This is a genomic window from Candidatus Defluviilinea proxima (assembly GCA_016721115.1).
Lineage (GTDB): Bacteria > Chloroflexota > Anaerolineae > Anaerolineales > Villigracilaceae > Defluviilinea > Defluviilinea proxima.
This window is the reverse complement of record JADKIW010000001.1, coordinates 3,403,915-3,428,227: the sequence shown is the minus strand read 5'-3', so window position 1 is coordinate 3,428,227 and position 24,313 is coordinate 3,403,915. Positions and strand designations below refer to the sequence as shown.

At 48.3% G+C, this 24,313-nt stretch carries 25 protein-coding genes; 11 read left to right on the top strand and 14 right to left on the bottom strand.

The features are described 5' to 3' along the window. Positions 1–2: 2 nt before the first annotated feature. Positions 3–566 (top strand): YdeI/OmpD-associated family protein, encoded by a 564-nt coding sequence (locus IPP66_15840; protein MBK9926745.1) that lies wholly within the window; start codon positions 3–5, stop codon positions 564–566. A gap of 7 nt (positions 567–573) precedes the next feature. Here IPP66_15840 and IPP66_15835 read toward each other — a convergent pair whose 3' ends face one another. The 4 genes from IPP66_15835 to IPP66_15820 form a co-directional block, all read right to left on the bottom strand. After that, positions 574–912 carry a YrdB family protein gene (locus tag IPP66_15835; protein ID MBK9926744.1) on the bottom strand — a complete coding sequence of 113 codons (339 nt, stop codon included), beginning with the start codon at positions 910–912 and terminating at the stop codon, positions 574–576. Positions 913–925: 13 nt separating this feature from the next. After that, complete coding sequence (locus IPP66_15830; GenBank protein MBK9926743.1) at positions 926–1,504, bottom strand: WHG domain-containing protein; 579 nt, start codon at positions 1,502–1,504, stop codon at positions 926–928. A 2-nt stretch (positions 1,505–1,506) separates the two neighbouring features. After that, a complete protein-coding gene (locus IPP66_15825; GenBank protein ID MBK9926742.1) occupies positions 1,507–2,307 on the bottom strand; it encodes an alpha/beta hydrolase in 801 nt (266 codons plus the stop codon). A 166-nt stretch (positions 2,308–2,473) separates the two neighbouring features. After that, positions 2,474–3,007 (bottom strand): LURP-one-related family protein, encoded by a 534-nt coding sequence (locus IPP66_15820; GenBank protein ID MBK9926741.1) that lies wholly within the window; start codon positions 3,005–3,007, stop codon positions 2,474–2,476. Between the two features lie 102 nt (positions 3,008–3,109). Between IPP66_15820 and IPP66_15815 the strand changes: the two genes are divergently transcribed. Next, entirely contained in the window at positions 3,110–3,526 is a 417-nt protein-coding gene (locus IPP66_15815; protein ID MBK9926740.1) for an OsmC family protein, read from the top strand. 51 nt (positions 3,527–3,577) lie between these two features. Here IPP66_15815 and IPP66_15810 read toward each other — a convergent pair whose 3' ends face one another. From IPP66_15810 to IPP66_15800, 3 genes are all read right to left on the bottom strand, one after another. Then, positions 3,578–3,721: a hypothetical protein gene (locus IPP66_15810; protein MBK9926739.1), complete on the bottom strand. Its 144-nt coding sequence runs from the start codon at positions 3,719–3,721 to the stop codon at positions 3,578–3,580. Positions 3,722–3,843: 122 nt separating this feature from the next. After that, positions 3,844–6,258: an FtsX-like permease family protein gene (locus IPP66_15805; GenBank protein ID MBK9926738.1), complete on the bottom strand. Its 2,415-nt coding sequence runs from the start codon at positions 6,256–6,258 to the stop codon at positions 3,844–3,846. Continuing rightward, the gene (locus IPP66_15800; GenBank protein ID MBK9926737.1) at positions 6,255–6,953 is read right to left on the bottom strand and encodes an ABC transporter ATP-binding protein; all 699 of its coding nucleotides are present in this window, start codon (positions 6,951–6,953) and stop codon (positions 6,255–6,257) included. Before IPP66_15800 ends, IPP66_15805 begins: the two co-directional genes overlap by 4 nt. Before the next feature lie 361 nt (positions 6,954–7,314). On the opposite strand from IPP66_15800, the gene IPP66_15795 reads away from it, so the two are divergent. The 3 genes from IPP66_15795 to IPP66_15785 all read left to right on the top strand — a co-directional run bounded on the left by IPP66_15795 (position 7,315) and on the right by IPP66_15785 (position 9,697). Beyond that, on the top strand, positions 7,315–7,872 hold the full coding sequence (locus tag IPP66_15795) for a TetR/AcrR family transcriptional regulator (protein ID MBK9926736.1): 558 nt from the start codon (positions 7,315–7,317) through the stop codon (positions 7,870–7,872). Between the two features lie 36 nt (positions 7,873–7,908). Further along, positions 7,909–8,727: an SDR family NAD(P)-dependent oxidoreductase gene (locus IPP66_15790; protein ID MBK9926735.1), complete on the top strand. Its 819-nt coding sequence runs from the start codon at positions 7,909–7,911 to the stop codon at positions 8,725–8,727. Positions 8,728–8,842: 115 nt separating this feature from the next. Beyond that, a complete protein-coding gene (locus IPP66_15785) occupies positions 8,843–9,697 on the top strand; it encodes a DMT family transporter (GenBank protein MBK9926734.1) in 855 nt (284 codons plus the stop codon). Between the two features lie 55 nt (positions 9,698–9,752). On the opposite strand, the gene IPP66_15780 is transcribed toward IPP66_15785, so the two are convergent. The 6 genes from IPP66_15780 to IPP66_15755 form a co-directional block, all read right to left on the bottom strand. After that, complete coding sequence (locus IPP66_15780) at positions 9,753–11,783, bottom strand: cyanophycinase (GenBank protein ID MBK9926733.1); 2,031 nt, start codon at positions 11,781–11,783, stop codon at positions 9,753–9,755. 38 nt (positions 11,784–11,821) lie between these two features. Beyond that, positions 11,822–12,736 carry an ABC transporter permease gene (locus IPP66_15775; GenBank protein MBK9926732.1) on the bottom strand — a complete coding sequence of 305 codons (915 nt, stop codon included), beginning with the start codon at positions 12,734–12,736 and terminating at the stop codon, positions 11,822–11,824. 2 nt (positions 12,737–12,738) lie between these two features. Further along, positions 12,739–13,710, bottom strand: a complete 972-nt coding sequence (locus IPP66_15770) for an ABC transporter permease (protein MBK9926731.1) — start codon at positions 13,708–13,710, stop codon at positions 12,739–12,741. 65 nt (positions 13,711–13,775) lie between these two features. After that, a complete protein-coding gene (locus tag IPP66_15765; GenBank protein ID MBK9926730.1) occupies positions 13,776–15,494 on the bottom strand; it encodes a peptide ABC transporter substrate-binding protein in 1,719 nt (572 codons plus the stop codon). Positions 15,495–15,532: 38 nt separating this feature from the next. After that, positions 15,533–16,342: a cyanophycinase gene (locus IPP66_15760; GenBank protein MBK9926729.1), complete on the bottom strand. Its 810-nt coding sequence runs from the start codon at positions 16,340–16,342 to the stop codon at positions 15,533–15,535. Further along, the gene (locus IPP66_15755) at positions 16,339–17,025 is read right to left on the bottom strand and encodes a GntR family transcriptional regulator (GenBank protein MBK9926728.1); all 687 of its coding nucleotides are present in this window, start codon (positions 17,023–17,025) and stop codon (positions 16,339–16,341) included. The genes IPP66_15760 and IPP66_15755 overlap by 4 nt, the downstream gene beginning before the upstream one ends. 174 nt (positions 17,026–17,199) lie before the next feature. Between IPP66_15755 and IPP66_15750 the strand changes: the two genes are divergently transcribed. From IPP66_15750 to IPP66_15735, 4 genes are read left to right on the top strand one after another with little or no spacing between them, the layout of a single operon-like run. After that, positions 17,200–18,042, top strand: coding sequence for a DegV family protein (locus IPP66_15750; protein ID MBK9926727.1), 843 nt, complete (start codon positions 17,200–17,202; stop codon positions 18,040–18,042). Positions 18,043–18,057: 15 nt separating this feature from the next. Beyond that, positions 18,058–18,933 (top strand): DUF1295 domain-containing protein, encoded by an 876-nt coding sequence (locus tag IPP66_15745; GenBank protein ID MBK9926726.1) that lies wholly within the window; start codon positions 18,058–18,060, stop codon positions 18,931–18,933. Between the two features lie 11 nt (positions 18,934–18,944). Next, positions 18,945–19,283 (top strand): DUF1475 family protein, encoded by a 339-nt coding sequence (locus tag IPP66_15740; GenBank protein ID MBK9926725.1) that lies wholly within the window; start codon positions 18,945–18,947, stop codon positions 19,281–19,283. After that, a complete protein-coding gene (locus IPP66_15735) occupies positions 19,276–19,953 on the top strand; it encodes a DUF3159 domain-containing protein (protein MBK9926724.1) in 678 nt (225 codons plus the stop codon). Before IPP66_15740 ends, IPP66_15735 begins: the two co-directional genes overlap by 8 nt. Positions 19,954–19,957: 4 nt before the next feature. Here the strand turns inward: IPP66_15735 and IPP66_15730 are convergent, their stop codons facing one another. Further along, positions 19,958–20,533, bottom strand: a complete 576-nt coding sequence (locus IPP66_15730; protein MBK9926723.1) for a YdeI/OmpD-associated family protein — start codon at positions 20,531–20,533, stop codon at positions 19,958–19,960. Between the two features lie 107 nt (positions 20,534–20,640). On the opposite strand from IPP66_15730, the gene IPP66_15725 reads away from it, so the two are divergent. Together IPP66_15725 and IPP66_15720 are read left to right on the top strand one after the other, a co-directional pair. Further along, positions 20,641–23,082 (top strand): tetratricopeptide repeat protein, encoded by a 2,442-nt coding sequence (locus IPP66_15725; GenBank protein ID MBK9926722.1) that lies wholly within the window; start codon positions 20,641–20,643, stop codon positions 23,080–23,082. Further along, positions 23,001–24,215, top strand: coding sequence for a tetratricopeptide repeat protein (locus tag IPP66_15720; GenBank protein ID MBK9926721.1), 1,215 nt, complete (start codon positions 23,001–23,003; stop codon positions 24,213–24,215). The genes IPP66_15725 and IPP66_15720 overlap by 82 nt, the downstream gene beginning before the upstream one ends. The last annotated feature ends 98 nt before the right edge of the window (positions 24,216–24,313 follow it).

Below are 24,313 nucleotides of genomic sequence, written 5' to 3'. Positions count from 1 at the left end.
AGATGGACATTACCCAAACACTTTACATTACAGATCCCAAAGACTGGCGGAATTGGCTCAAGAAACACTACAAGACCGAGACTGAGATCTGGCTAATTTACCCCAAGAAAGCAACTGGCAAGCCGCGCATCGAATACAACGATGCCGTGGAGGAAGCTCTTTGCTTCGGCTGGATCGACAGCATCAACAAACAACTGGATGACGATCACACCGTTCAGCGGTTTTCACCACGCAAGCCCAAGGCAAAATATTCACAAGCCAATATCGAGCGCTTGCGGTATTTGGTCGAAAAGAAAAAAGTTATTAAAGAGGTTGTGGAATCCTTGGGCGACCTCCTAATCCAAGAATTCGTTATTCCGCCTGATATTTTGAAAGCGCTCAAGACAAACAAAAACGCCTGGAAGAATTTCCAAGCGTTTTCAGAGTCCTATATTCGTATCCGCATCGCTTTCATTGACGGGGCACGCAACCGTCCCGAAGAATTCAAGAAGCGACTACGTCACTTCGTTGAGATGACGGAGCAAAACAAGACCTTCGGATTCGGCGGGATCGAGAAACATTACTAACAACACTTCATTGCTTCCACACAGCCAACAAAACTTTGTTTACAACCAAAACAATTATATAGATCCAGCCCAGGGTCGGTTTGCCGCTCGCAAAAAGGGCGAAAGCGCCTGCAGAAAACAGGATCAACTCAAGGATAAGAAAAGAAGCGCCTTTCAGGGGGCGAGTCGCTCTGGGGGCAAGGAAGGTTCCCCAAAGCACAGCGATCAAAATGGGCAAGCCAATCCCCAAAAGGATCTTCATCAGCCAGTTATCTTGAGTCTTGAAGCCCCAAAAGGCAACTGCCGCGAGCATACACAACTCGAGCAAAAACGCAATCGCTAAATTCAACATTTTCAAAGCATCCATTGTTCACTCCAAATTAGTTTTTTTGTAATCCTGCCACCAAAGCAGATGCCAGCCTGCGAAAACTTTCATCGCAATCCTGTGGCAATCCAAAACCACCCGCCACTTCAAGCGTGGCAAAACCATGAACCATACTGCGAAAGGCGCGCAAGCCGTGGATGGCATCCTCGCCCTGCAAACCAAGTGATGCCATAATCGCAAGCCCGACCTTCATCGCGCGCTCTTCCTCATGCTGGATGCTTTCATCCTGTATTTGTTGATCACCTGATGAGCGCAAAGTGGACATATACAAACCAGGATATTCCTTCACGTATGCACGAAATGCCTGCGCAGCATCTATAAAAAGCTCCTCGCCGCTCTTTCCCATAGCGGCATCACTCAAGCAATTGGCAAGCAATTTCGCGTTCATGGCATTCAACTCTTGTTGCAAACCCGCCAAGCCGTTTACGTGGTTATATAAAGATGGGGTCTTGATACCAAGTTCATCCGCCAATCGGCTGAGGCTAAGAGCACCGATACCTTCTGTGTTGAGAATTTCAACTGCGGCTTCCACGACCGCATTCTTATCAAGACGAGTGCGAGTTTTGCGAGGCATGACTATCCTTTCAACTTGTTCAAGAATTCGACCATCAACGGTGCGGTCACTTCAGGCATTTCAGCATGGGGATAGTGACCTGCGTTCTCGATGATCTTGTACTCACCGCGCACAGCTTCTGCTACACGTTTGGCTTCAGCAACAGGATTTTTAAAATCGGGATCTTTGCTGCCCATCAATACCAAGGCAGGTTGTTTCACCTTGGAGATACGCTCACCGGAAGAAGCTTTCGAGCTGCTCATCATTACCCTCACCGCTTCAAGGCGCCCGGGCTGTTTAAAATTTGCTTGCAATGCAGAAACATATTCAGCGAAGTCAGCAGGTTTGCGCGTTGGATACAGTGACGAATAATACATCTTCCACATGGACGTACCCCATGGACGGGCAAACAGGATCGAAAGCAGGAAAACGAAAAAACCATTGATATCTCCGTCTACGAATGGATCAACAAGGATCATTCCTTTGACAAGATCAGGCGCTTCCACTGCCGACCATATAGCTGCTCCGCCTCCCACTGATGCCCCAACAATGACAGCTGGTTCGCCTCCCAACTCACGAATGAGCGCAAGAATATCATCACCGATGCCAACAACCGAGTAATCGTCCCAACCTGTACTAGTCTCACCATGACCGCGCACATCCATCGTGACTACGCGATAACCAGCCTTGACCAACTCGGGAACCAGAAAACGATACTCGCTACGCACATCTCCAAGTGACGGCACACACACTACTAATTGCCCTTCACCAGTAACATCATATGCAATTTGTCCATTTTTATGATTGAAAAACTTCGTGGCCATTGCTCTCTCCTGTTTACTAATTATGTTAGTATTTTAACTAACATAATTAGTTTTGTCAAGAACCAAAATAAAAGTGACTTTCAGGTTTTTTCTGAAAGTCACTCGTAAAAGTTCGCTCCCCTATTACAGGACGAGGCTTTGGATTTGGCAACAGCAAGAAACACTATTAGTCTTTCTTATCCTTCTTCACTTTACGTTTCCCTTTGTCCTGTTCATCATCGTGTGCCATCATGTCTACGGCGATGGCAATCGCTAATATGAGGATGTCGTTCTGCCCTTCAGCAATTTCTACGCCATAGGTGTCGGTGAACGTAAACCATTTCTTAGAGATCTCTGCCACCTTCTTGCGTCCCTGCTTGATGTCATATTCCAAATCCAGGATATTACCCTGCACGACGAGGTCATCTCCACCTTTGACGTTCACATTCCATTTATCACGGAACGGAGCGATGAGCGCTTTCTTGACCACAGCCACATCCCTGCCTTCTGCATCTTCAATGACCATCGTATCTTTGATGGAAATCAGCCGTTCCTTGATCTGGGCAAGCTTCCTGCCACTCGCATCTTCAAAGACCAGCGTCTTACGGATGCGAAGCACTTTGCCGTCCACTTTGAAAACCTTTTGACCTGCTGCATTCTCGATCCAGAAATCATCCCCAATAGATATTAAGTTTTGGCGAATTTTATAGCGAGTTGACATGGAAATTTCCTTTCTTGTTTCTCAATAAGTATAATCAATTTACGTTGTTTATCTAAACAAGTTGCCATTCATTACGGCAATCATTAGTACCAAGGAGTACGCATGAAAATCTCTGCCCGCGTGGGCAATAGCAAAGATCAGCATCAAATCACGTTGACAACAGACAACAATTCGCACTCCATCACTATCCCACCCAAGTCAAGCGGATACGGCTCCAGCACTAACGGAGGAGAACTGCTCTTCCTTGCATTGGCAACCTGTTACTGCAATGACATCTACCGTGAAGCCGCAAAACGGAATATCCAAGTGGGACATGTCGAAGTGGAAGTAAATGGTGACTTCGGCGCTGCTGGTGAACACGCAAGGAACGTAACCTATAAAGCCAAAGTCCACGCGAAGGCTACGGAGGAGGAGATCCATGCGCTGATGAAATATACAGATACGGTTGCTGAAATTCAGAATACGATTAGGGTGGAAACACCTGTGAAATTAAGTGAAGTCGAAGCTATATCAATATAACACCCCAATAAAGCAAGAGAGCCGCATCATGTGATGCGGCTCTCTTTTATTCTATCCACCATGTAGCTGTTTTATAAATTCCAGACCGTCAATGTTATTGACTGCAATATGCAGGGTCGCCATTACTGCAAGGATCACAACAGCCCATATCACGATTTTTACAATTTTCTTTTTGTTATCAACTTTTTGTTCCATTTTATTTCTCCTTTTTTTCATATAGCCGTCATTGCGAGGAGGGCGTTAGCCCGACGAAGCAATCTCCATGCAAGGTTGGGGATTGCTTCGCCCCTGTCGGGGCTCGCATTGACGGAATTGATTTATACGTACGCCAATGTCTCTCTCACCGTGAGGCGTGATGCCTGCTGGGCGGGATAGGCACTGGCGGCGATCGAGCCGACAATCAATATCAAGAACCAGACGCCAAGTCCCATGGATGAAACAACCAACGGCAATGGCGAGCGGAAGGACATCATGCCGATCATGTAGCCGATCCCCAACGAAAGCGGAATGGACAACGGCAGGGCAATGACCCAACTCATCAAGCCGATGAAGACTCCTTCACTAATAATGTTCCGCAGAATGGTCTTGGACTTAGCGCCGATGGCACGCATGACTCCGAACTCACGAGTCCGCTCGATGACACTGGTGCCCATGCTGGAGGTCAATCCCAGAGCGCCAACGATTGCCATGACCGTTGAGATCAGCATCAGCGCAAATATGAAGATGTACACGTGACCGCTAATGGCTTCACCCAAGAGTGCTTCTGAAACCATCACCTTGACGCTGACATTCCCAGCCGCCAACACCTTTTCTATATCTCGAGTGATGGAAGCCGTCGACTCTTTGTCATGTTGGTTCATTACAACACGGACAGTGTTCGTCAATTCAACAGGCTGACCTGTCGCACTGGCAAAGGTTTCAGGCAACACATATGCCGCCGATGGTGAAAGGACCTGCTTGATCACGCCCACAAGACGGAAGGTTTTGGGTTGATCTACAATGAGCAATTCGATCTCATCGCCCACTTTTGCATCGGAGAATAACGCCTTCGCATTTTGATTTAACACGACTGCATCAACATCACCCGCTTGCAGGAAACGACCTTCAAGCAAAGGTGTTGCGATCAGGTCACTACCCAATGGCATGGAACGCAAACTGAAACTACCATGACCACCATCAGGATAAGTGCGGACGATCTCCAACTCATCTGGTCGGATCAAAGCGGCGGGAGTTAAGTTCCACGATTCGCTTTTTTCCACGCCAGGGACCTCAGCAAGCAAAGACTGGACTTGTTCGGTTGGCACAGGTGCGTTGAAACGAATCTCCAGATCGTAATGACGGTCTTCGGTGGATTGATCAATGTATGCCTGCCAGCCACTGCGCACATTGATCGCCGTCATGAACATGGCGCCAGCGGCGGAGAGCAGACTCAACGTGAGGATCAATCGTCCACGGCGGCGGAAGGTGTTGCGCAGGGCAAGGATCAGGGTGTTGTCGAAAAGCCTGATGCGGCTGAGCCAGCCATCCCTTAAAGATGAAGCGGCAGCGTCCCGACTGATGCCATAATCATTGAGAGTCTCACGCACGGTGATGCGAGTCGTCTTGAGGATCGGATCCAATGCAACGAGCAACGGAACGAGAATGCCCATCGCAAACAAAGTGAGGTACACCCAAGCAGGAATGGCGTCGCTATAAATTTTGAGATTGAGCAGTTGCGCCACGATGCCAGCAAAACCACGACCCGCCATGATACCCAGCGGCACACCGACCAACGACGCAGCAAAACCAAGGATGGCGATCAACGCAAGATACATACCCGTGATCTGCATCGAACGAGCGCCGATGGCTTTCATGATTCCGATCTGCCGTATCTGTTGCGCAAGCAAAGCGTTGATCATCGTGGCAGTGAGAATGGCGCTCAATACTAAAGCCATCACGCTGAACACCAGCAACAATGTAAGCACCGAAGTCATCTGACTTTGATGCGGATGCTTGCCTGGCGGCGGAATGCGAATCTCATCCACCACATAACCCTGCGACTTCAACCACATCGCCAATTCACTCACGGTTGCGTCAATGGCATCACGGTTATAACGATCGTCGCTCAGGACCACTTTGAGGATATGCAGCGTTTCACTTTCACCAAGTGTCGCCAACGTAGCGGGCGTGATATACCCGTACACCGTCTGTTCCTGCCACGCAGGCGCAAGCGCAGGGTCGTGCACCGTTCCCGAAATTTTTATCGTCTGCTTTGTGCCGTTCAGCGTTTGGATCGTGATCGTATCGCCAATCGATTTATCCAACATCGGCAGGACTTCACGCTCGACGAGGATTGTTTGACTCGTTGGCGGATACGCCCCCGCTTCAGGAGCGACCGTGCTGACATGCGATGTTTCAAAATCGGGATAGACGAACAGCAACACAGGCATCCACTCATTGGGACTCACCTCGGCTCTCCCTCCGACCCATGAGGTTGCTTCGGCTTCCGAAATGCCTGGTCGTTCGCTGACAGTCTTTACAAGCGCATCATCCACTCGATCCAACTGAATGAAAGCAGATGCAGGATTCGTGCCGAGATAGTTGCGACTCATCTCACGATTCAATATGGTGTAGGCGCTGAGAATCATTCCCACAGCAAAGATGCTGACTCCAATGGCGACAACCATCATCGTCATACGTCCTTGTGCGGACTGCAAATCACGCAAAAGTTTTTTCCAACGCGGGCTGTTCATTTCACATCCCCGTTGACAATGACTCCATCCGACAACATGATCGAACGAGTGAAGTATTGTGTGAGGTCACGCTCATGCGTCACCATCAATACGGTCTTGCCTTCAGCGGCGAGGTCGGCAAACAACCCCATCACCGCATCAGACGTGGCGGAATCGAGATTACCTGTCGGTTCGTCGGCGACGATGAGCGGTGGATCATTTGCCAACGCACGGGCGATAGCCGCACGCTGTTGCTGTCCGCCTGAGAGGTCGGAGGGAAGTTTGTCGGCTTGTTCGGCGATACCAACTTTCTCCAGCAGAGAGATCGCACGTCCACGCCGTTCATTGACAGGGAACGTGTTGCAAAAGTCCATCGGCAGGACAATGTTTTCTGCGACGCTCAACGTGGGAAGCAGTTGAAAGAACTGAAAGACAACCCCCACATTGCGCCCACGCCAGACTGCCAACTGCTCCTGATCCATCTCATGGACAGCCGTCCCAGCGACGAACACTTCACCAGATGTTGGTGTATCTATGCCCGTGATCATGTTGATGAGCGTCGACTTCCCACTCCCCGACTTGCCAACCACAGCAACGAACTCACCTGCATCAGCACCCATATCCACTTCCTTGAGCGCTAGGAATTTCCCTGCGGCGACATCATATGCCTTTGAGACCTTCCGCAATTCAATCAAAGGTCTCTCTGCGACAGGCATTGCTATTACCTGTTTTTTACCTTCCAAACTTGTTTCCATTTTGTTTTCTCCTTTTCATTTGCAATAAATTGATGTACACTGTATATGTTTCTGAACACTGTGTACGGTTATACAGAAACGCAGAAAAGAAGTCAACAACCAATGTGTTGAAATTCGTAAGTTATTGAACAGTTAAGAATGATTTGTTCAGGATTTTTTTGATGTATCGGTGGTTGAGTAGGCGGTGTTCGTCCGCCGTATCGAAACCACAAGTAAGCAGAGAAATTTTTGTTACAAAAGAGCTTTTGAAATTTGGTGGTTTCGATACGCCCTTCGCAACGAACGCTCAGGGCTACTCAACCACCGAGAAATGGAGTCAACCATGCCCAAAAAAGTTAAACCCGAAGACCGCCGCATCCAGCGGACACGTCAATCACTGCAAAATGCCTTGAGCGAATTGATCGTTGAAAAGGGATATGAAAAAGTCACGGTGCAGGATGTCATTGATCGTGCCAACGTGGGACGCTCCACGTTCTATGCCCACTTCGAAAGCCTCGACCAATTGCTCCTCAGCGGATTTGAACCCCTACGTGCCCAATTTGAAGATTTCCTCTCAGGTGCAGAGTTCGACAACGAAAGTCCCTGGGCGTTGAGCTTGACCATATTCCAGGAAGTACAAAAGCAAAAGGGAGGGTATATCACGTTGACTCATGTACAAAAATTCCTATACGGGTATCTGCTCGATCATTTGAAAATGGGCTTGCCAAAAAGAAATAAAAATATCCCGCCTGAATTGCTGGCTCACTACGTTGCCAGTTCATTTATCGCTTTAATGACCTGGTGGATCGACAACAACTATCCCCTCTCTGCTGAGAAGATGAGTGAGATTTTCCGTCAACTCGTAGAGCCTGGGACAATGACGATCATGATGGGCGGCTAAGAGCGCCCTGTATACAAAATCTAAATTGGAGAAACTATGCTTTCATTTTCAGAAAAATATGGCCCTTGGGCTTTGGTAACTGGCGCCGCAAGAGGGCTCGGCGAACAGTTTGCCCGTCAACTGGCAGAGCGTGGATTAAATTTAATTCTCGTCGATGTCCAAACAGAACAACTTGCAAAAACATCCGAAACAATCACACGCGAATTTGGTGTAGATATTCGACAAGTGATCTTAAACCTTGGCGCGTCAGATTTTCTACCCAAGCTAACCGCCATTACCAACGAGTTAGAGGTGGGATTGCTCGTAAACAATGCAGGGATTTCTTCGATTGGTCATTTCCTTGATGTACCACTTGAGAAGCATCTAGCCATCCTCGATGTCAACGCGCGTGCCCCGCTAATACTTGCTCATCATTTCGGTGGTTTGATGAAAGCCCGAAGACGCGGAGGCATCATCTTTGTATCGTCCATGTCTGGGCTGAACGGTACCAGTTACGTCAGCGAATATTCCGCCACCAAGGCACATGTCCTGGCACTAGGTGAAGCCATGTGGCATGAACTACACCCCTTGAACGTAGATGTGTTAGCGACCATTGTCGGCGCAACCGATACACCAGGTTGGCGATCAGAAAATCCCAGTCCTGATGCGAAGACCTGGCCTCCTGTTATGACAGCCGAAGATACAGTTCGCGAGACATTAGGCGCGCTTGGGAAAACTCCCAGCTTCGTCCCTGGATCGCAGAATCGCTTTGCCACCTTCATGTCCACACACATATTGTCTCGAAAATCTGCTGTGGAACTGGTTGGCAACGAAATGGAAAAGCGATACGGAAAGCTCAAAGACAACGGGAACTAACTGTATACCCGTCACGATCAAAAGTCACGCTTTTTTCTGAAGCGAGAAAACACGCTCTTTGACCGCGGGTATTATATAATCGGCATTCAACCTATACCTTTGTGAGGCACTATATATGGATTCCCTTTCGGAGCGCCGCAAGGCGCTTCTTTTTCTCGTCATCACCGCAGTCTTATGGAGCACCAGCGGTGTACTGGTCAAAACGCTGGACTGGCAACCGCTCGCCATTCTATCCGCGCGTAGTTTGTTTGCCAGCGTTGTATTCCTCGTCTACATGCGGCGACTCCCCACCCGCTTCAACCGTTGGCATTTATTGGCGGCAGGCGGTTCCATCTTGACCCAATTCCTGTTCATCACATCTACAAAGTTGACCACCGCCGCGAACGCGATCTTCCTACAATACACGGCGCCCATTTACGTTGTACTATTGGGATATTGGTTCCTGCGCGAAAAACCATCCCGCACGGACTGGATATCGATGTTCGTTATTTTTCTTGGGTTATTGTTATTCTTCGGGGATAAACTAAACACGAACGGTTTCTACGGAAATCTTCTGGCGATCCTAAGCGGCGTAACATCGGCCGTGATGATCGTCTCTTTCCGCGCCCAAAAGGATGGCGCACCTGAGGAAAGCTTCCTCATCGCCAGCCTTTTCACTGCCATCGTAGGCTTCCCTTTTGTTGTGAAAGAGACATGGACGATCACCAACTGGAGCATTATCGCCTTTCTTGGTATCTTTCAGATCGGTCTCGCTTTTGTATTCTTCACCAAAGCGATCAAACACATCCCTGCCTTGGAAGCAAATCTGGTTGGCACATTGGAGCCGGTGCTGAATCCCATTTGGGGGTTTCTGTTCTACGGCGAAAGCGCAGGGAAGTTTGCTCTGTTTGGAGGCTTGGTTGTCCTCAGCGGTGTGATCTTGAGCGCAATAGGAAGCGCCAAAGCGGCAAAAGAAACCGTAAGCCATTAAAAGCACAGAGTCCACAAGAATGTGGACTCTGTATTATCAAACGATCACACACGAATTATTTGTTGCGTCGCAACATCCACAACACGAGTAGAAGTAGGATGACACCGCCACCTACGATCGCCCATATTGGAACAGACTGCGATTCTGAAGATGCAGTTTCAACCACAAGAGTTGCCGTCACAGTTGACGGAAGCACGGTGGCAGTTGCAGGAAGCGTCGGTGTAGGAAGAGAGGTCGCAGTGGCGGTTGGGATCGGGGTGGGCAACACAGGCGTCGGGGCAGGATCGAAGCGGGCATTTATATCCGCAAGTTCAGGCTTGAGCGTTTCGCCAGGGACGAAAACATCCAGCATAGCATTAGCGATCATAAAGCCATCATTGGTGCCAAGTTTCAACTTAGCCTTACGCAAGTCAAAGACAAAGACACCATTATCGCCGATCACTCTTGCGCCATCTTTATCCAGCACAATAGCTGTATCTTTATTGATTCCCAAAGACAATAGTTCAGGGTGATTATAAGCAAGCGAGGTCAGCCGCCCAAAACGTTTATCAGCAATGATCTGCGGTTCCAGCGTGATATTCACCCAACCCAAGCTGGGCGTAATGGTGGTTCGTCCCTGCCAAAAGGATTTTTGAACGGCAAGCTCTTCGCGTTCCGCATCATCAGGGGTGGGCTCATGAGGAGCATAAAAGGATCCGAAGACCGGCATCGCCGCGTTATCAGCCATGACGGGATGACCAGCGAGCCAAAACTCTTTGAGCGGAATCAACGCTTCCATATTCACTTTGGCCTGATTCTTCCCAATGACCAATACCGCGCTGGTACCTTCTGGGATCTCCACGGGAGCATCTTTCACAGCAACAGACTTGACCTGCATACCAAGAGCATCAGTATATTTCTTGATAGCAGTATCAGCCGAACGCCCAGAGGGATAGCCAGTGGCAATAATAAAAATATTGTCTCCAGCAATGGATTTAAACTCATTTAACACAACGCTGTTCTCAAGGCCATCGATCAAATCGCCGGAAAGAATCAGCGGCCCCGCAGAGGCTGGGATGGTCAGTGCATCGAAATTGCGTGCAAGCGTGGCAGGCGGATTTGCCAGCGAGGATGTACGTGTATTTAGATCATAGGTCACATCGCCGGGGGAAAGCAAGTGATACACCACATTACGAAAACTCATAATAGGCGGACGGTTCGGGCTTACAGTGACGTACTTGACACTATCTGCGGCATGATAGGTTTCAGCGTCCAAGATGGCTACAGTATATAAACCAAAAACGTCTCCCAAGACTTCATTGTTTGACGCAATGCCCGTATAGGCATCCACGCCCACGCCGATGTTGGGAATGTTAGGCTGGGCGATCGCGTTAAGAAGTCGCCCCATACGTGCACGTTGAAAGAAATGTTGATCGACAACTGCATTTTGAATGCCGAAAGGCAAACCTCGTTTATCGGGAGAGTTCCAAATATCCACAGCCCCGGCAAACAGACCATCATCCACGCCATACCCTGCGGACAAGTCCGCGATCATCACTATGGATTGCATCGCCGCACCTGCACTTGTACCAGCGACGATCATGCCTTTTTCGTGCAATTCGGTGATCCGTTCTTCAACAGGTGTATTCATGATCGCGCCGATACCGGTGGCTTGGTCGCCGCCAAGGATGAAGAGCATGGAAACATCATCAGTGAAGTAAGCAAGATTAGCAGGGTCGTTGGCATCTTCCTGCGTGAAGATGGGCAACAGCTCCACTTTACATGTAAGGGCTGAGCCTTCAGGAAGATTACGTTTACAAGCTCCCTCGGTTTGGATACGTCGTTCTTCGGCATCTTTCAAATTTTGTGCGCGTTCACCATCTCCGATGTGATTAGCATTGGTAGAGTAAGGCGTAGCTAACACGAGAATGTGCACTACATCGCCACGTACATTCTCGACTGCAAATTTTCCCAGCGCAGAATAAGTGTCAGTGTAGCCAGCGCCAATCGGTAGAAGCAGGCCGGGCTGAGTCTGAGCCGCAGCAAAGTTGGAAGGAAAGAATAAGACACAAAGCAACAATAAAAGCGAGAGAAAGCGATTCTTCATAAGTGTCCTTTCAAAAATATATTACTCAATGAAAAAATTTAATTCTGGAAAGAATGCCGTGGGTCAAGCGCGTCGCGCAGACCATCGCCAAGGTAATTGATGGCAATGACCACAACGAATATCATCAAGCCTGGGAAGATGGCGGTCCATGGCGCAGTGGTCATTTGACTTTGAGTGTTGGATAACATGTTGCCCCAAGTAGGTGTAGGGAGTTGCACACCAAAGCCAAGATAAGACAAGCCGCTTTCGCTGATGATCGCTCCAGCAAGGCCAAGTGTGGCTGACACGATAATCGGGCTGGCAATGTTGGGAAGGATACGCAGAAAGAGTAAGCGTGCATCGGACGCACCGAGAGCACGCGAGGCTTGCACAAATTCACGTTCGCGCAATTCAAGCGTGGAGGCACGGACAAGACGGGCAGTTCCCATCCATGAGAGCAAGCCGATCACGAGTGAAATCGGAAGAAAAGAGCCTGGCTTGAAAAACGGCGAATCTAATTTGCGGAGAAACATGCCCAATGCAATAAGCACGAACAAACTGGGAATGGACATGAATACTTCAGTGATGCGCATCAGTATGGCATCTGCCCATCCGCCATAATAACCAGAAGCCAAGCCAATAGTGGAGCCAAGAACAATCGAAACCAACATGGAAAGCAAACCAACCGTGAGAGAAATGCGGCCGCCAAATAATACGCGGGCAAACATATCGCGCCCGAGATCGTCGGTGCCCATCCAATGTTCAGCAGATGGTGGCTTGAAACGATTGGTCAAATCCTGCTTCATGGGATCTTGAGAGATCACAGGAGCAAAGACAACCAACAGAACAATAAGCAATGTGATGATGCCGCCAAAGAGCGCCATGCGGTGCTTACGAAAACGTGACCAGAAGAACATGAACAAGGACTGTTCTGCGGTACGGATCTGTTCAGGGGAAATGATGGTTTCTGTCATAGTTACGATAACCGAATGCGTGGGTCGAGGGTGGCATAAATAAAATCAACCAGCAAGTTGGAAACAATAATGAGCGCCGACTCGATCACCAGAACCGCCATCACAAGCGGATAATCTGTTTTCAGCGCGGCGTTGAAATACAAACGACCAATACCTGGCCAGGCAAAAATAGTCTCTGTGAATAATGCACCGCCAAACAAAGATGGCAGGTCAAGTGCAACAAGGGTAACCAAAGGGATGATCGCATTACGAAGAGCATGTCGGTAAATAACCAATCGCTCGCCTACACCTTTCGCACGGGCGGTACGGACATAATCTTCATGGATCACATCGAGCATGGAGGAGCGCAAATAACGCATATAGCCTGCCGCCGAAACAAAGGTCAGCATGGAAATGGGCAATATAAGATGCTTGATACGGTCGAGAAGGGAAAAGTCTTTGCCTAATGTATACATGCCGGAACCCGGCAGAAGCGGTTTTCCATCCCCACCCTTCAAGGTCACAGCAAAGACAATGATCAATAAGAGACCAAACCAAAAGACGGGCAATGATTGCCCGGCAAAAGCAAGAGTGGTGGTGATATGGTCAAACCATGTGTACTGTTTCACCGCCGAAAGAATACCAAGAGGGATGGCAACCAATAAAGTGGTCACCATCATAATGCTCATTAACAAGAGAGTATTTGGAAGACGATCTGCGATCTCTTCTATAACAGGACGTTTGGTGATCAACGAGTTACCCATATCACCCTGCAACATCCTCCCCAACCATTTGGCATATCGCACAGGGATGGGGTCATCCAAGCCAAACTTGGCACGGATGCGCGCCAGATCTTCGGCGGTGTAATCTGATCGCTCCGTATAGACGCTCATAATGCCGCCCGGAACCGAGGAGATCAGCCCATACAAGATCATGCTAATAGCAAGCAAAGTAATAACAGATTGTAGAATGCGGCGGGTGAAATAGATAACCATAGTTTAAGTTAATCCATTTGCCCCTCCCGAAATTGGGAGGGGCAAATGATAGAAATGAACACGGTTTATTGGTCGAGAGTCCAGTTAGCGGAATCCCAGGCGAAATCAACGAAGGTTGGTGAAATCTTCAACCCTTGGAATTCGTTGCGATGCCCCATAATGGACAAGCGTTCGTACAAGTAAATACGAGGAAGGTCCTTATTGACTTGTTCAACCACATTGCAATACAGTTCTTTGCGTTTGGCAATATCGGTAATGGCACCTGCCTCATCCAACCAAGTGTCCACATCCGAGTTAATGTAGCGGGCAAAGTTGGCGCCGCTTCCTTCATTATCAGCTGTCGGTATTTCGGAGCTATGGAAGCTCGAATACAGGTGACTATCCGGATCGGTGGAGGGACCAGTGGTGTACATCACAATATCATAGGTACCGTGATCGCGCATGCCATCACTTTCCCAGCCAGCAAACAAGACATCTGACGGAACGTTTTCAATGACAAGTTCAATACCAGCAGCCTTGAGCATTTCGGCCAGAACTTGTTCCGTTTGTTCGCGGAGTTGATTGCCTGTGGTTGTTGCGATCTTCAAGCTCATACGAACACCGTCTTTTTCGCGGATACCGTCGGCTCCAAGCGTCCATCCGGCTTCATCGAGCAATGCGTTAGCTTTTTCTACGCTGAATTCGCTGACAGGCTCCAGACAGGCAAAAGTCCCTGTAGGAACCGCGCTACTACCAGCCTTGACGTTGCCATATAGCAGAGAATCCACGATCTGTTGTTTGTTGATCGCGTATTGGATCGCCTGACGCACCTTGAGATCATACAAAATGGGATGCGGGTTAGTGGCAGGGTCAGCTGGGGCGCTACCATCATTGTTACCGAAGTTCAAAGAAAGTAATTCGTTTTCGCCGGTCACAGTGGACACGTAAGAAACACCCTGAGAGGATAATTGCTCAAGTTCAGGGAAGTTCGCCTCGGTCAAATCCCAAAGGGCGTGAATCTCGCCGGTACCAAGCAATTGCATACCCACTTCACGAGAAGGCAATATCTTGATGATTACACTTTCGAGATAGGGTTTACCGGGTTCACGGTAATACGGATTCTTGGTAAAGGTCAGGTGATCGCCGGGGACCCATTCGCTCAAAACAAATGGACCGGTACCTACTGGATTGCGATTGATGTCCCATGATTCCATGTCTTCCAACTTGCCGGCAGTGTCTGGCACTGTGTAGGAGAACAAACGCAAATACGGGGCATAAACTTCACCAAAGGTGGCCACTACTGTATACGGATCGGGACAGGCAAGCTCTTCAATATCACGATAGCCTGAAGCACTCACCTGAGAAAGATCAGAAAGCGCGCCTTCCATTGTGAATTTGACATCGTCACAGTTGAAGTCAGAACCATCAGACCACTTAATGCCTTCCTTCAACTTCCACGTGACAACCAATCCATCTTCTGAGACAGTGGGCAACTCCTTGGCCAATACAGGGACATATTCGCCTTTTTCATTGACAGACACCAACCCTTCGCCAAATAAAGATACAACAGCATCTTCAATTGACGATGAGGTCAACAGGGTGTTCATCATGCCCGGTTCCTGCGGAGTACCGATGATCACAGTACCTCCCGATGTAGACGGCGCTTCTGTGGGAGATTCTGTAACAACCGGCGGTTCTGTGGCGACAGGCGCAGATGGTGTTTCCTCCTTTGCACCTCCTCCACAAGCCGAGAGAACAAAGGCAGCGATGACGAGTATCGCAAACAACGACTTGAGGTGTTTCATATATTTTTCTTCTCCTTTTGGTGTTTGTAATCTACCGATCAATCGACCAGCAGTGTTTGTTGCGGGATGAAGGCCTGACGTTTCGTCCCGTTATACATAGAGCCATGGGTCAACACATGTACGATCAAATTAGAAACAGCTACAGCACCACCGTTCTCAACATCAGCTACATCTGTGTGAGTGATCTGCCGCCCATCTACAATGGTGACAGCGCCAGAGCCGCAGACCGTGATGTTTTTATCATTCTCAACGATGGCGGCCGTATCTTCATCGATGCCAACGCCGAGAATGCCGGGGTGAGATGAAACAGCGTAGATCAGGCGTCCCAAACGATCCCGCTGACGAAAGTGTTGATCAAAGATAAATTTGTCGGTAAAGCCCAAGCCAGCAGACATTTGCAAGATCCGCTCACGGGGAGATGCGCCTCCTTTGCCATATGCAACCATCGTTTTAGAAAGAATCGAAGCACCAGCGCTCGTCCCGCCCACAATACATCCACTTCGATAGGCTTTGATCAATTCGGTTTCGAGTTGTGTCCCACCGATGATGGCCGAGATACGCATTTGTGTGCCACCCGAAAAAAAGATACCCGTGGCTTTACGAATCAATTGGATGTGTTCTTTTTTGTCGACTAACGAACGTGTGCGAAATTCAAGAGTGACGGCTTCTTTCGCGCCGAAGGTTTTGAACATTTCAACATACTCTTTGCCGGTATCGCGACGCTGGGAGGCTTGAGGCAGGATAACGATCCGCGCCTTGTTCCCGCCCGCCCGCTTGAGAAACTCTTGCAGAACATCAGGCTTTTTGAGTTCATCCAATGCGCCGCCCATCGGCATGAGTGTTGTCATCGATTCGCCTTTAGTGATTGAACAAGATTTTTCGCAGTCGAAAGAATATGCGCTTGCATGGCATCACGAGCACGGGTGCCATCCCGAGCCGTTAACGCGGCAAGGATATCAAGGTGTTCCTGCTGGTCTTGAAACTCACGTTCGGGGAGAGGATTCTGCGCGGTGATAGCAAAATTGCCGATCAGCATGGTAGGGAACGCCTCCCACATTTGCCTCAATGTGCGAATGAGGTATTTCCGTCGGCTTGCATGGAAGATCAGGGTATGAAAGTCCCGGTTAATTTTTCGGTAGTCGGCTATCTTTTCGGCGGGTAGGGTCGCCATCACATCGGCCATATCCTTGAGTTCCTTGAGTTCATCATCCGTGATATGGCGGGTGGCGAATTCAGCCGCACGACCTTCCAGAAACGCCCGGTGTTCGTACAAATCCATAACATCATCGGCGACAAACTCAACGACTCGTGCCCCTCGGTATGGGACGTGTTCGACCAATCCATCGGCGACAAGCTCTTTGAGCGCCTCACGGACCGGCATCTGGCTGACATTCAGTTCCTGAGCCAGTTTCTCCTGCCTGAGCCACTCCCCCGGCTTGAACTGCCCAGTGAGGATGGCAGAACGGATCTGCTCTGCGACATGTTTACGCAATTGGCGGTGAGAGGGATATTCTTCAAGTATAGTACTCATTTGATATTAGATATTATATCTAACACCGACTGAACGAATAGGGTTCTACAAGCAAGTTCACCCAAAAGGATAGGGAACCCGTTAAAAGCGGTATTCACACCCATATAGTCGTATAATGATATTAACAGAAAATCGAACGCTCTTTACACAAGGCCAACACTGAAAGCACAACTCATGACCATTGGAATTGTCACCGACTCAACCTGCGACCTGCCCCAGAACACTATTCACGAATTAGGGATCACTGTGATCCCTCTTTTTATCAATATTGGCGATAAAGGGTATTTGGATGGCGTGGATATCACACGCAGGGACTTCTACACAAACCTGCCAACTTACAACACCCACCCATCAACAGGAACGCCGGGAACAGATGCTTTCACACAAGCTTATAACAACCTCTCTGCACAAGGTTGTACGGAAATTCTTTCCATTCATATCTCCAAGAGTCTGAGCGGGACAGTGGAAGTCGCCCGGGCTGCCGCGAGAGAATTCAAGCAAATCCCCGTAACAGTCCGCGATTCTGATCAACTCAGCATCGGCACAGGATTCCAGGCAGAGGTCGCCGCACGAATGGCATCAGCAGGAAAGACAATGAAAGAGATCCTGACCGCGCTTGACGATCTCATGTCCCGTACCTATGTAACCGCAAGACTCGACACATTGGACTACCTACGACGCAGTGGCCGCATGAACGCCATCATGGCTGGGCTTGGCAGTTTATTACAACTTAAACCGATCCTTACCATGAAGAACGGGCAACCCGGCTCCGAACGGGTACGCACAACCGCAAGAGCAGATTCCCGTTTGATACAAATGCTTGAAGAGCACCGACCCATCGAGCGTTTCGCCTTACTCCACACCAACGCATCTGAAAAAGCAGAAGCCTTTCGTGCACGGATCGCACACATGATCCCACCTGACAAAAGTGTCTCAATGGATATCACACCTGCCATCGGCGCGCACATCGGCCCCGGCGCAGTGGGATACGCGATCATCTCCAAAAATAAAATTTGAGAAAAGGATATACACATGAGCAAAGAAGACAGAAGGTCCATCATTGCAGTAGTGATCGTGTTATTGATCGCAGCCGGGCTGGCCTTTGCCGGCAGTCAGGGCGGATACGATATTTCAGGGTTTCCCGTTTATGCGTTGTGTGTCGCAGTTGCCTTTATCATCCAGTGGATCGCTTTTGCTCCAGCGTACCTGTATCGAACCGAGAAATTTTACGACCTAACGGGAAGTGTCACCTTCATCACAGTGATCGCAATCGCGATCCTTTTCAGCCCCGTAGTGGACACCCGCTCCCTGCTGTTACTCGGCATCATCGCTATCTGGGCCATACGATTGGGATCATTCCTCTTCACACGGGTCCATGCCGCCGGAGAAGACCGTCGCTTTCGCGAGATCAAAAAATCCTTTACGCGATTCCTATTGACCTGGACTCTGCAGGGACTTTGGGTGGCCTTTTCCCTCGCCGCCGCTTTAGCCGCCATTACATCCACGGTCAAGCTGGACCTGGAACTGTTCGCCATACTTGGATTTTTAGTTTGGCTGTTGGGCTTTGGCATCGAAGTCATCGCAGACAGTCAGAAAAGCAAATTCAAGTCCGTGCCCGAAAACAAGAACAAGTTCATCAAGACCGGCTTATGGTCCTGGTCACGTCACCCAAACTATTTTGGCGAGATCCTTTTGTGGATCGGTGTTGCGATCATTGCCTTGCCCATTCTGCGCGGATGGCAATGGATAACTCTTATTTCCCCGGTGTTCATTTATATCCTTATAACCAGGATCAGCGGTGTGCCCATGCTTGAAACACGTGCCGATGAAAAGTGGGGCGGACAAGCCGATTACGAAGCCTACAAAGCAGGGACATCCGTATTGGTCCCGATGCCACCAAAAAAGTAGAGGTGATCAAAATGAACATGAATATTGCCAAAGTAATTTCTGGTTTGGGTGTACTTGCCATGACGGCCGTCTTATTTTATGGCTTCACTGTTGGGAATTTCTCAGCAGACGGCGCAGTGCTTCTTAAGAACCCGTGGGGTATCGTCTCAATGGTGGATCTGTACACCGGCTTCATTCTGTTCTCTGCGTGGATCGTGTACCGCGAGAAGTCCATCGTCCGCGCTGTGATCTGGGTGGTGCTGATGATGGTGCTTGGATTTTTCACAGGCAGTCTCTACACGTTCCTCGCGCTCAACGCCAGTAAAGGTGATTGGAAAACGTTCTGGATGGGACACAGGGTCAATGGGTAGGCTACAGGAACTCGGGGAGGAATTAAGAGGCGTCTTCTCTGGTCAAGGAGCAAGGCTATTTGATTCGTTCCTCCCACCCGTTGTATTCCTGCTCATTAATTCGTTATCCAATGTGAACCTTGCACTCTGGGCGGCATTGGGTGTATCTGCTGTCTTTGCCGCATATCGCATCGTACGCAAAGAAAACCTAACCTACGCACTCGGAGGCTTGGGCGGCACATTGCTTGCGGCGGTCTTCGTAAAACTCAGCGGGTCAGAGACGGGCTTCTTTGTGCCGGGCTTCATTTCTGGAGCAGTGACGATCATCCTGTGCGTGGTGAGCGTTGCGTTCAATCGCCCGTTGGTGGCTTGGTCAAGTGTCATCGCAAGGCGCTGGCCTCTAGGCTGGTACTGGCATCCCCAAGTACTCCCCGCTTATAACGAAGTGACCATCCTATGGGCCGTGGCCTTCTCAGCACGCCTGACCTTTGAATTCTGGTTGTATCAACAAGATGCCATCGGCGCACTAGCCACAACACGGATCTTGTTAGGCTGGCCTTTTCTTATCGTGCTGTTGATCGTCAGTTACTTGTATGGACTTTGGCGGCTTGGAAAATTACAAGGCCCCAGCGTAGAAGAATTCAAGACAGGAAAGACCCCGCCATGGGAAGGTCAGAAGCGGGGATTTTGATCGGTCAAAACGTCTCGCCTTTTTCCAACATCTCTACAAATTGACGGATGCGCTTCTCGCGAGTCTCCGCTTTCTTCGCGGTTGTAATTCTGAACAAGAACGAATATCGCTTTGAGCCAGTCAGCGTTTCAAAGAAGGCTTTGGCTTTCTTATTCTTATTCAACGCGGACTGAAAATCTGTGGGCACTTCTATATTCTTCTGCGACGCATACGCCGCATCCCAACGCCCATCCTGCTTCGCCGCTTCGACCGCTTTCAACCCTGCAGGCTTCATCTCCCCACTCGCAATGAGACGTTCGACATGCCCCACATTGATCTTGGACCAAATGCTCTTCGGTCTGCGCGGCGTGAATTTCTGCAGGAAATACTGTTCGTCAAAACTCCCCTTCTGTCCATCGATCCAGCCATAACACAAAGCGACATCCAACGCCTCCGCATATGTGACCGTAGAAATGCCCGCCGCTTTCTTGGCGATCTTCAACCATAAGCCCGCGGACTTGTCGTAATTCTTCGCAAGCCAATCTGTAAATTTCTTTTTGGATTCAAAGAGAAGGGTTGGGAGTTCGGTTGAGTTTGGCATTGAGTAATTTTACTTGAACGTAAACGCAACACCTAGTGCGAACATAACTACCACATTGAAGGAGTATAATTTGTACAGTTTTTTGATCCTCTCAAAGAGGGGTTTTTATGCCAAAAACTTCGCCCGAACAAGTTATTGATTTTCTTCTGGGTTTTTTGCCAAGCCTACTACCTAAACCAGTAGACAGTGCTGCAAAATCTGCTATCGATTCATTCCGTGGACCATTGGATGAAGTGCTCAAGGAACCGAGAATTCATCGGGAGCTATTAGAAGCAGCGCAAAAAGCGGAAAGTGAATTCCGCAGTCAAGGTCATACACATCTAAAGAATGATGATCTTGTACAAGCGGTCGCAAGTTTTCCATTATTTGACCGCACATTGTTCCAGTCTACATTGGCCAACCTTCCAAATCATTTACGCGAAGAATATCTTGCTAAAGACCTGCAATCCTTTATTGAAGATGACTGGAAAGGAAAGTTTCCCCCCAAAGAATTACGGGAAGGCATTGCTCTTTATCTCAATTGCTTACGAATTGAACTGCTGAAAGTTGAAGGCTTTGCGGATATAGTTATTCGCTTAGCTACCCTTCGGACTGATCAACGAGTGGAGCAAATACTTGAAATTGTCAAAGAGTTAGTTAAGTTGGTAAGCCAACTGATGATTTCAAGACAAACTAACGTACTTGATTCGCATATAAATCTACTCCCAGCAGACATTAGCTTCTTCTCAGGACGTAAAACAGAAATAAAAGAACTTGAGGATATTCTTCTAAAGAGAAATTCCATAGTTTCAATTTACAGTGTTTGGGGAATGGGCGGCATCGGGAAAAGCGCTTTGGCAATACGTGTTGCAACAAAATTGCACGAAGCGGGTCATTTTCAAGACGGCGTCTTATGGGTTGATATGAGGGCATCATCTGTAGACGAAACCCTCTCAAATTTTATTCGTGCATTTGGGTATACAGAAGATCAAATCCCAAAAAGCCAAACAGATAAAGCATCATATCTAAGAAGTATATTTCGCGGCAAACAAGTTTTAGTTTTACTTGATAATGTCTCAAGCGAAGAAGAAGTAACTCCTTTTATTGTAGATGAGCCAACTGTGGCATTTGTCATTACCAGTCGAAGGCAATTGCTAGGCATGACGGATTACTCAGCATACATAAAAGATCTTGATATATTTTCTCTCGAAGATTCTCTTGAATTAATGCAAAAAAGATTAGGCTCCCGTTGCCAAGATGAACTTAATGTAGCAAAAGAAATATGTAGACTTGCAGGAAATTTACCACTTGCTGTTTCCGTCGCAGCAGCACGGCTTTCAGACAAAAAGAGATGGTCAACATTACAAATGTTCGTTGACCGTTTGCAAGATGCCCACAATAGATTAGATGAGTACAAAGGCAATACAAAAGAAAAAAATCTTAGGGCAGTTTTTTCGGTCAGTTATGATTCTCTTGAAGATGCTCAAAAACAATACTTCGCTTATCTTTCTCTTTTCGACAATGTTAATTTTGGGTCATCAGGATTTATGGCGTTATTTGAAACAAACAAGCAACAGGCTATTGGCCACTTGGAAAATCTGGTTGAACTTTCTCTACTTTTGCGTTCGGAACTAGGCGGGTATCGTTTCCATGACTTATTATTATTATTTTCTCAGGAAAAACTCAGGAATGAATATCCTGAAACCAAAATAGTAAGCGCAAAAGCAAAAGTTGAAAATTATCAGCAACTGTTAACCACCGCGCGGAAACTTGGTGCGCGCGCATCATCCAGTGTACATCAAGGCAAATTAGATCAAGGAATTGAATTATATTCTCAATCTCAAATAATTAATCAGCAAATATATAGCCGTAGTGGACAAGCGAGTGCTTTGGGCGGGTTGGCGTCGGCGTATGCGCAGAAGGGCGATCTCGACAAAGCCATTGAGTTATATTCGCAATCCATCATTCTAAGCAAAGAGATTGGCAACCGTGCGGGACAAGCGAGTGCTTTGGGCGGGTTGGCGTCGGCGCATGCGCAGAAGGGCGATCTCGACAAAGCCATTGAGTACTATCAGCAAGCCCAATTATTGAACAAAGAGATTGGCAACCGTGCGGGACAAGCGAGTGCTTTGGGCGGGTTGGCGTCGGCGTATGCGCAGAAGGGCGATCTCGACAAAGCCATTAAGTACTATCAGCAAGCCCAATTATTGAACAAAGAGATTGGCAACCGTGCGGGACAAGCGAGTGCTTTGGGCGGGTTGGCGTCGGCGCATGCGCAGAAGGGCGATCTCGACAAAGCCATTGAGTTATATTCGCAATCCATCATTCTAAGCAAAGAGATTGGCAACCGTGCGGGACAAGCGAGTGCTTTGGGCGGGTTGGCGTCGGCGCATGCGCAGAAGGGCGATCTCGACAAAGCCATTGAGTTACATTCGCAATCCATCATTCTAAGCAAAGAGATTGGCAACCGTGCGGACAAGCGAGTTCTTTGGGCGGGTTGGCGTCGGCGTATGCGCAGAAGGGCGATCTCGACAAAGCCATTGAGTTACATTCGCAATCCATCATTCTAAGCAAAGAGATTGGCAACCGTGCGGGACAAGCGAGTGCTTTGGGCGGGTTGGCGTCGGCGTATGCGCAGAAGGGCGATCTCGACAAAGCCATTGAGTTACATTCGCAATCCATCATTCTAAGCAAAGAGATTGGCAACCGTGCGGGACAAGCGAGTGCTTTGGGCGGGTTGGCGTCGGCGCATGCGCAGAAGGGCGATCTCGACAAAGCCATTGAGTACTATCAGCAAGCCCAATTATTGAACAAAGAGATTGGCAACCGTGCGGGACAAGCGAGTGCTTTGGGCGGGTTGGCGTCGGCGTATGCGCAGAAGGGCGATCTCGACAAAGCCATTAAGTACTATCAGCAATCCCAATTATTGAACAAAGAGATTGGCAACCGTGCGGGACAAGCGAGTTCTTTGGGCGGGTTGGCGTCCGCCTATGCTGATAAAGGGGAATGGAAGAATGCGTTTAACAGTTATGAACAAGCTTATATATTAAATCAACAAATTGGAGATCTACCCGGACAGGCTAGGGCTCTTGGCGGATTGGCTTCTGCTTCACAACAGTTGAATAATTGGGAAAAAGTTGTTGAGTATCAAGAAAAGGCTTTATTAATCAGTGAAGCTCTTCAAGACTTAAGAGGACAAGAAAAAGCTATCGGTGGAATCGCCTTTGCGTATTCAAAAATGAACAAACTAGAAAACTCAATTGAATACCAGTTCAAAGCGTTAGAAATCAATAAAAAGCGAAATTTTCCAAAGGGAGAAGCAAAAGCTTATGGTGCACTTGCTAGTGCTTTTCAAAGACAAGGGTACTCAGACAAAGCTATTGAGTTTTACTTGAAGGCTCAAGATATTAATCAAAAGATGCATGATATTAAGGGACAGGCAAGAGCGCTTGGCGGCATCGCATCCATTTATTACAATCAGAAAAACTGGAAACAAGCAATACCTTATTTGGAGCAGGTGCTGGATTTAAATAGAAAAATAAGAGATCGGTTTATTCATAAAACGTTATTTCAATTAGCGGTTTCACATTTAAGAAGTAATAACAAAGAGAAGGCGAAGATATATATCGAAGAGGCACGTGAAATAACCAATGGCACCGATGAAAAAATTAATAATCTATTCAACACACTAAACAACAATTAAATTAGAGTATCCAAAGTCACAGGAATACTCTTTGTTTATTTTGCAAATATTTATCCGCCATTCCCTACTCCCCCGTCGGCACCCAGATATTCGGCCCC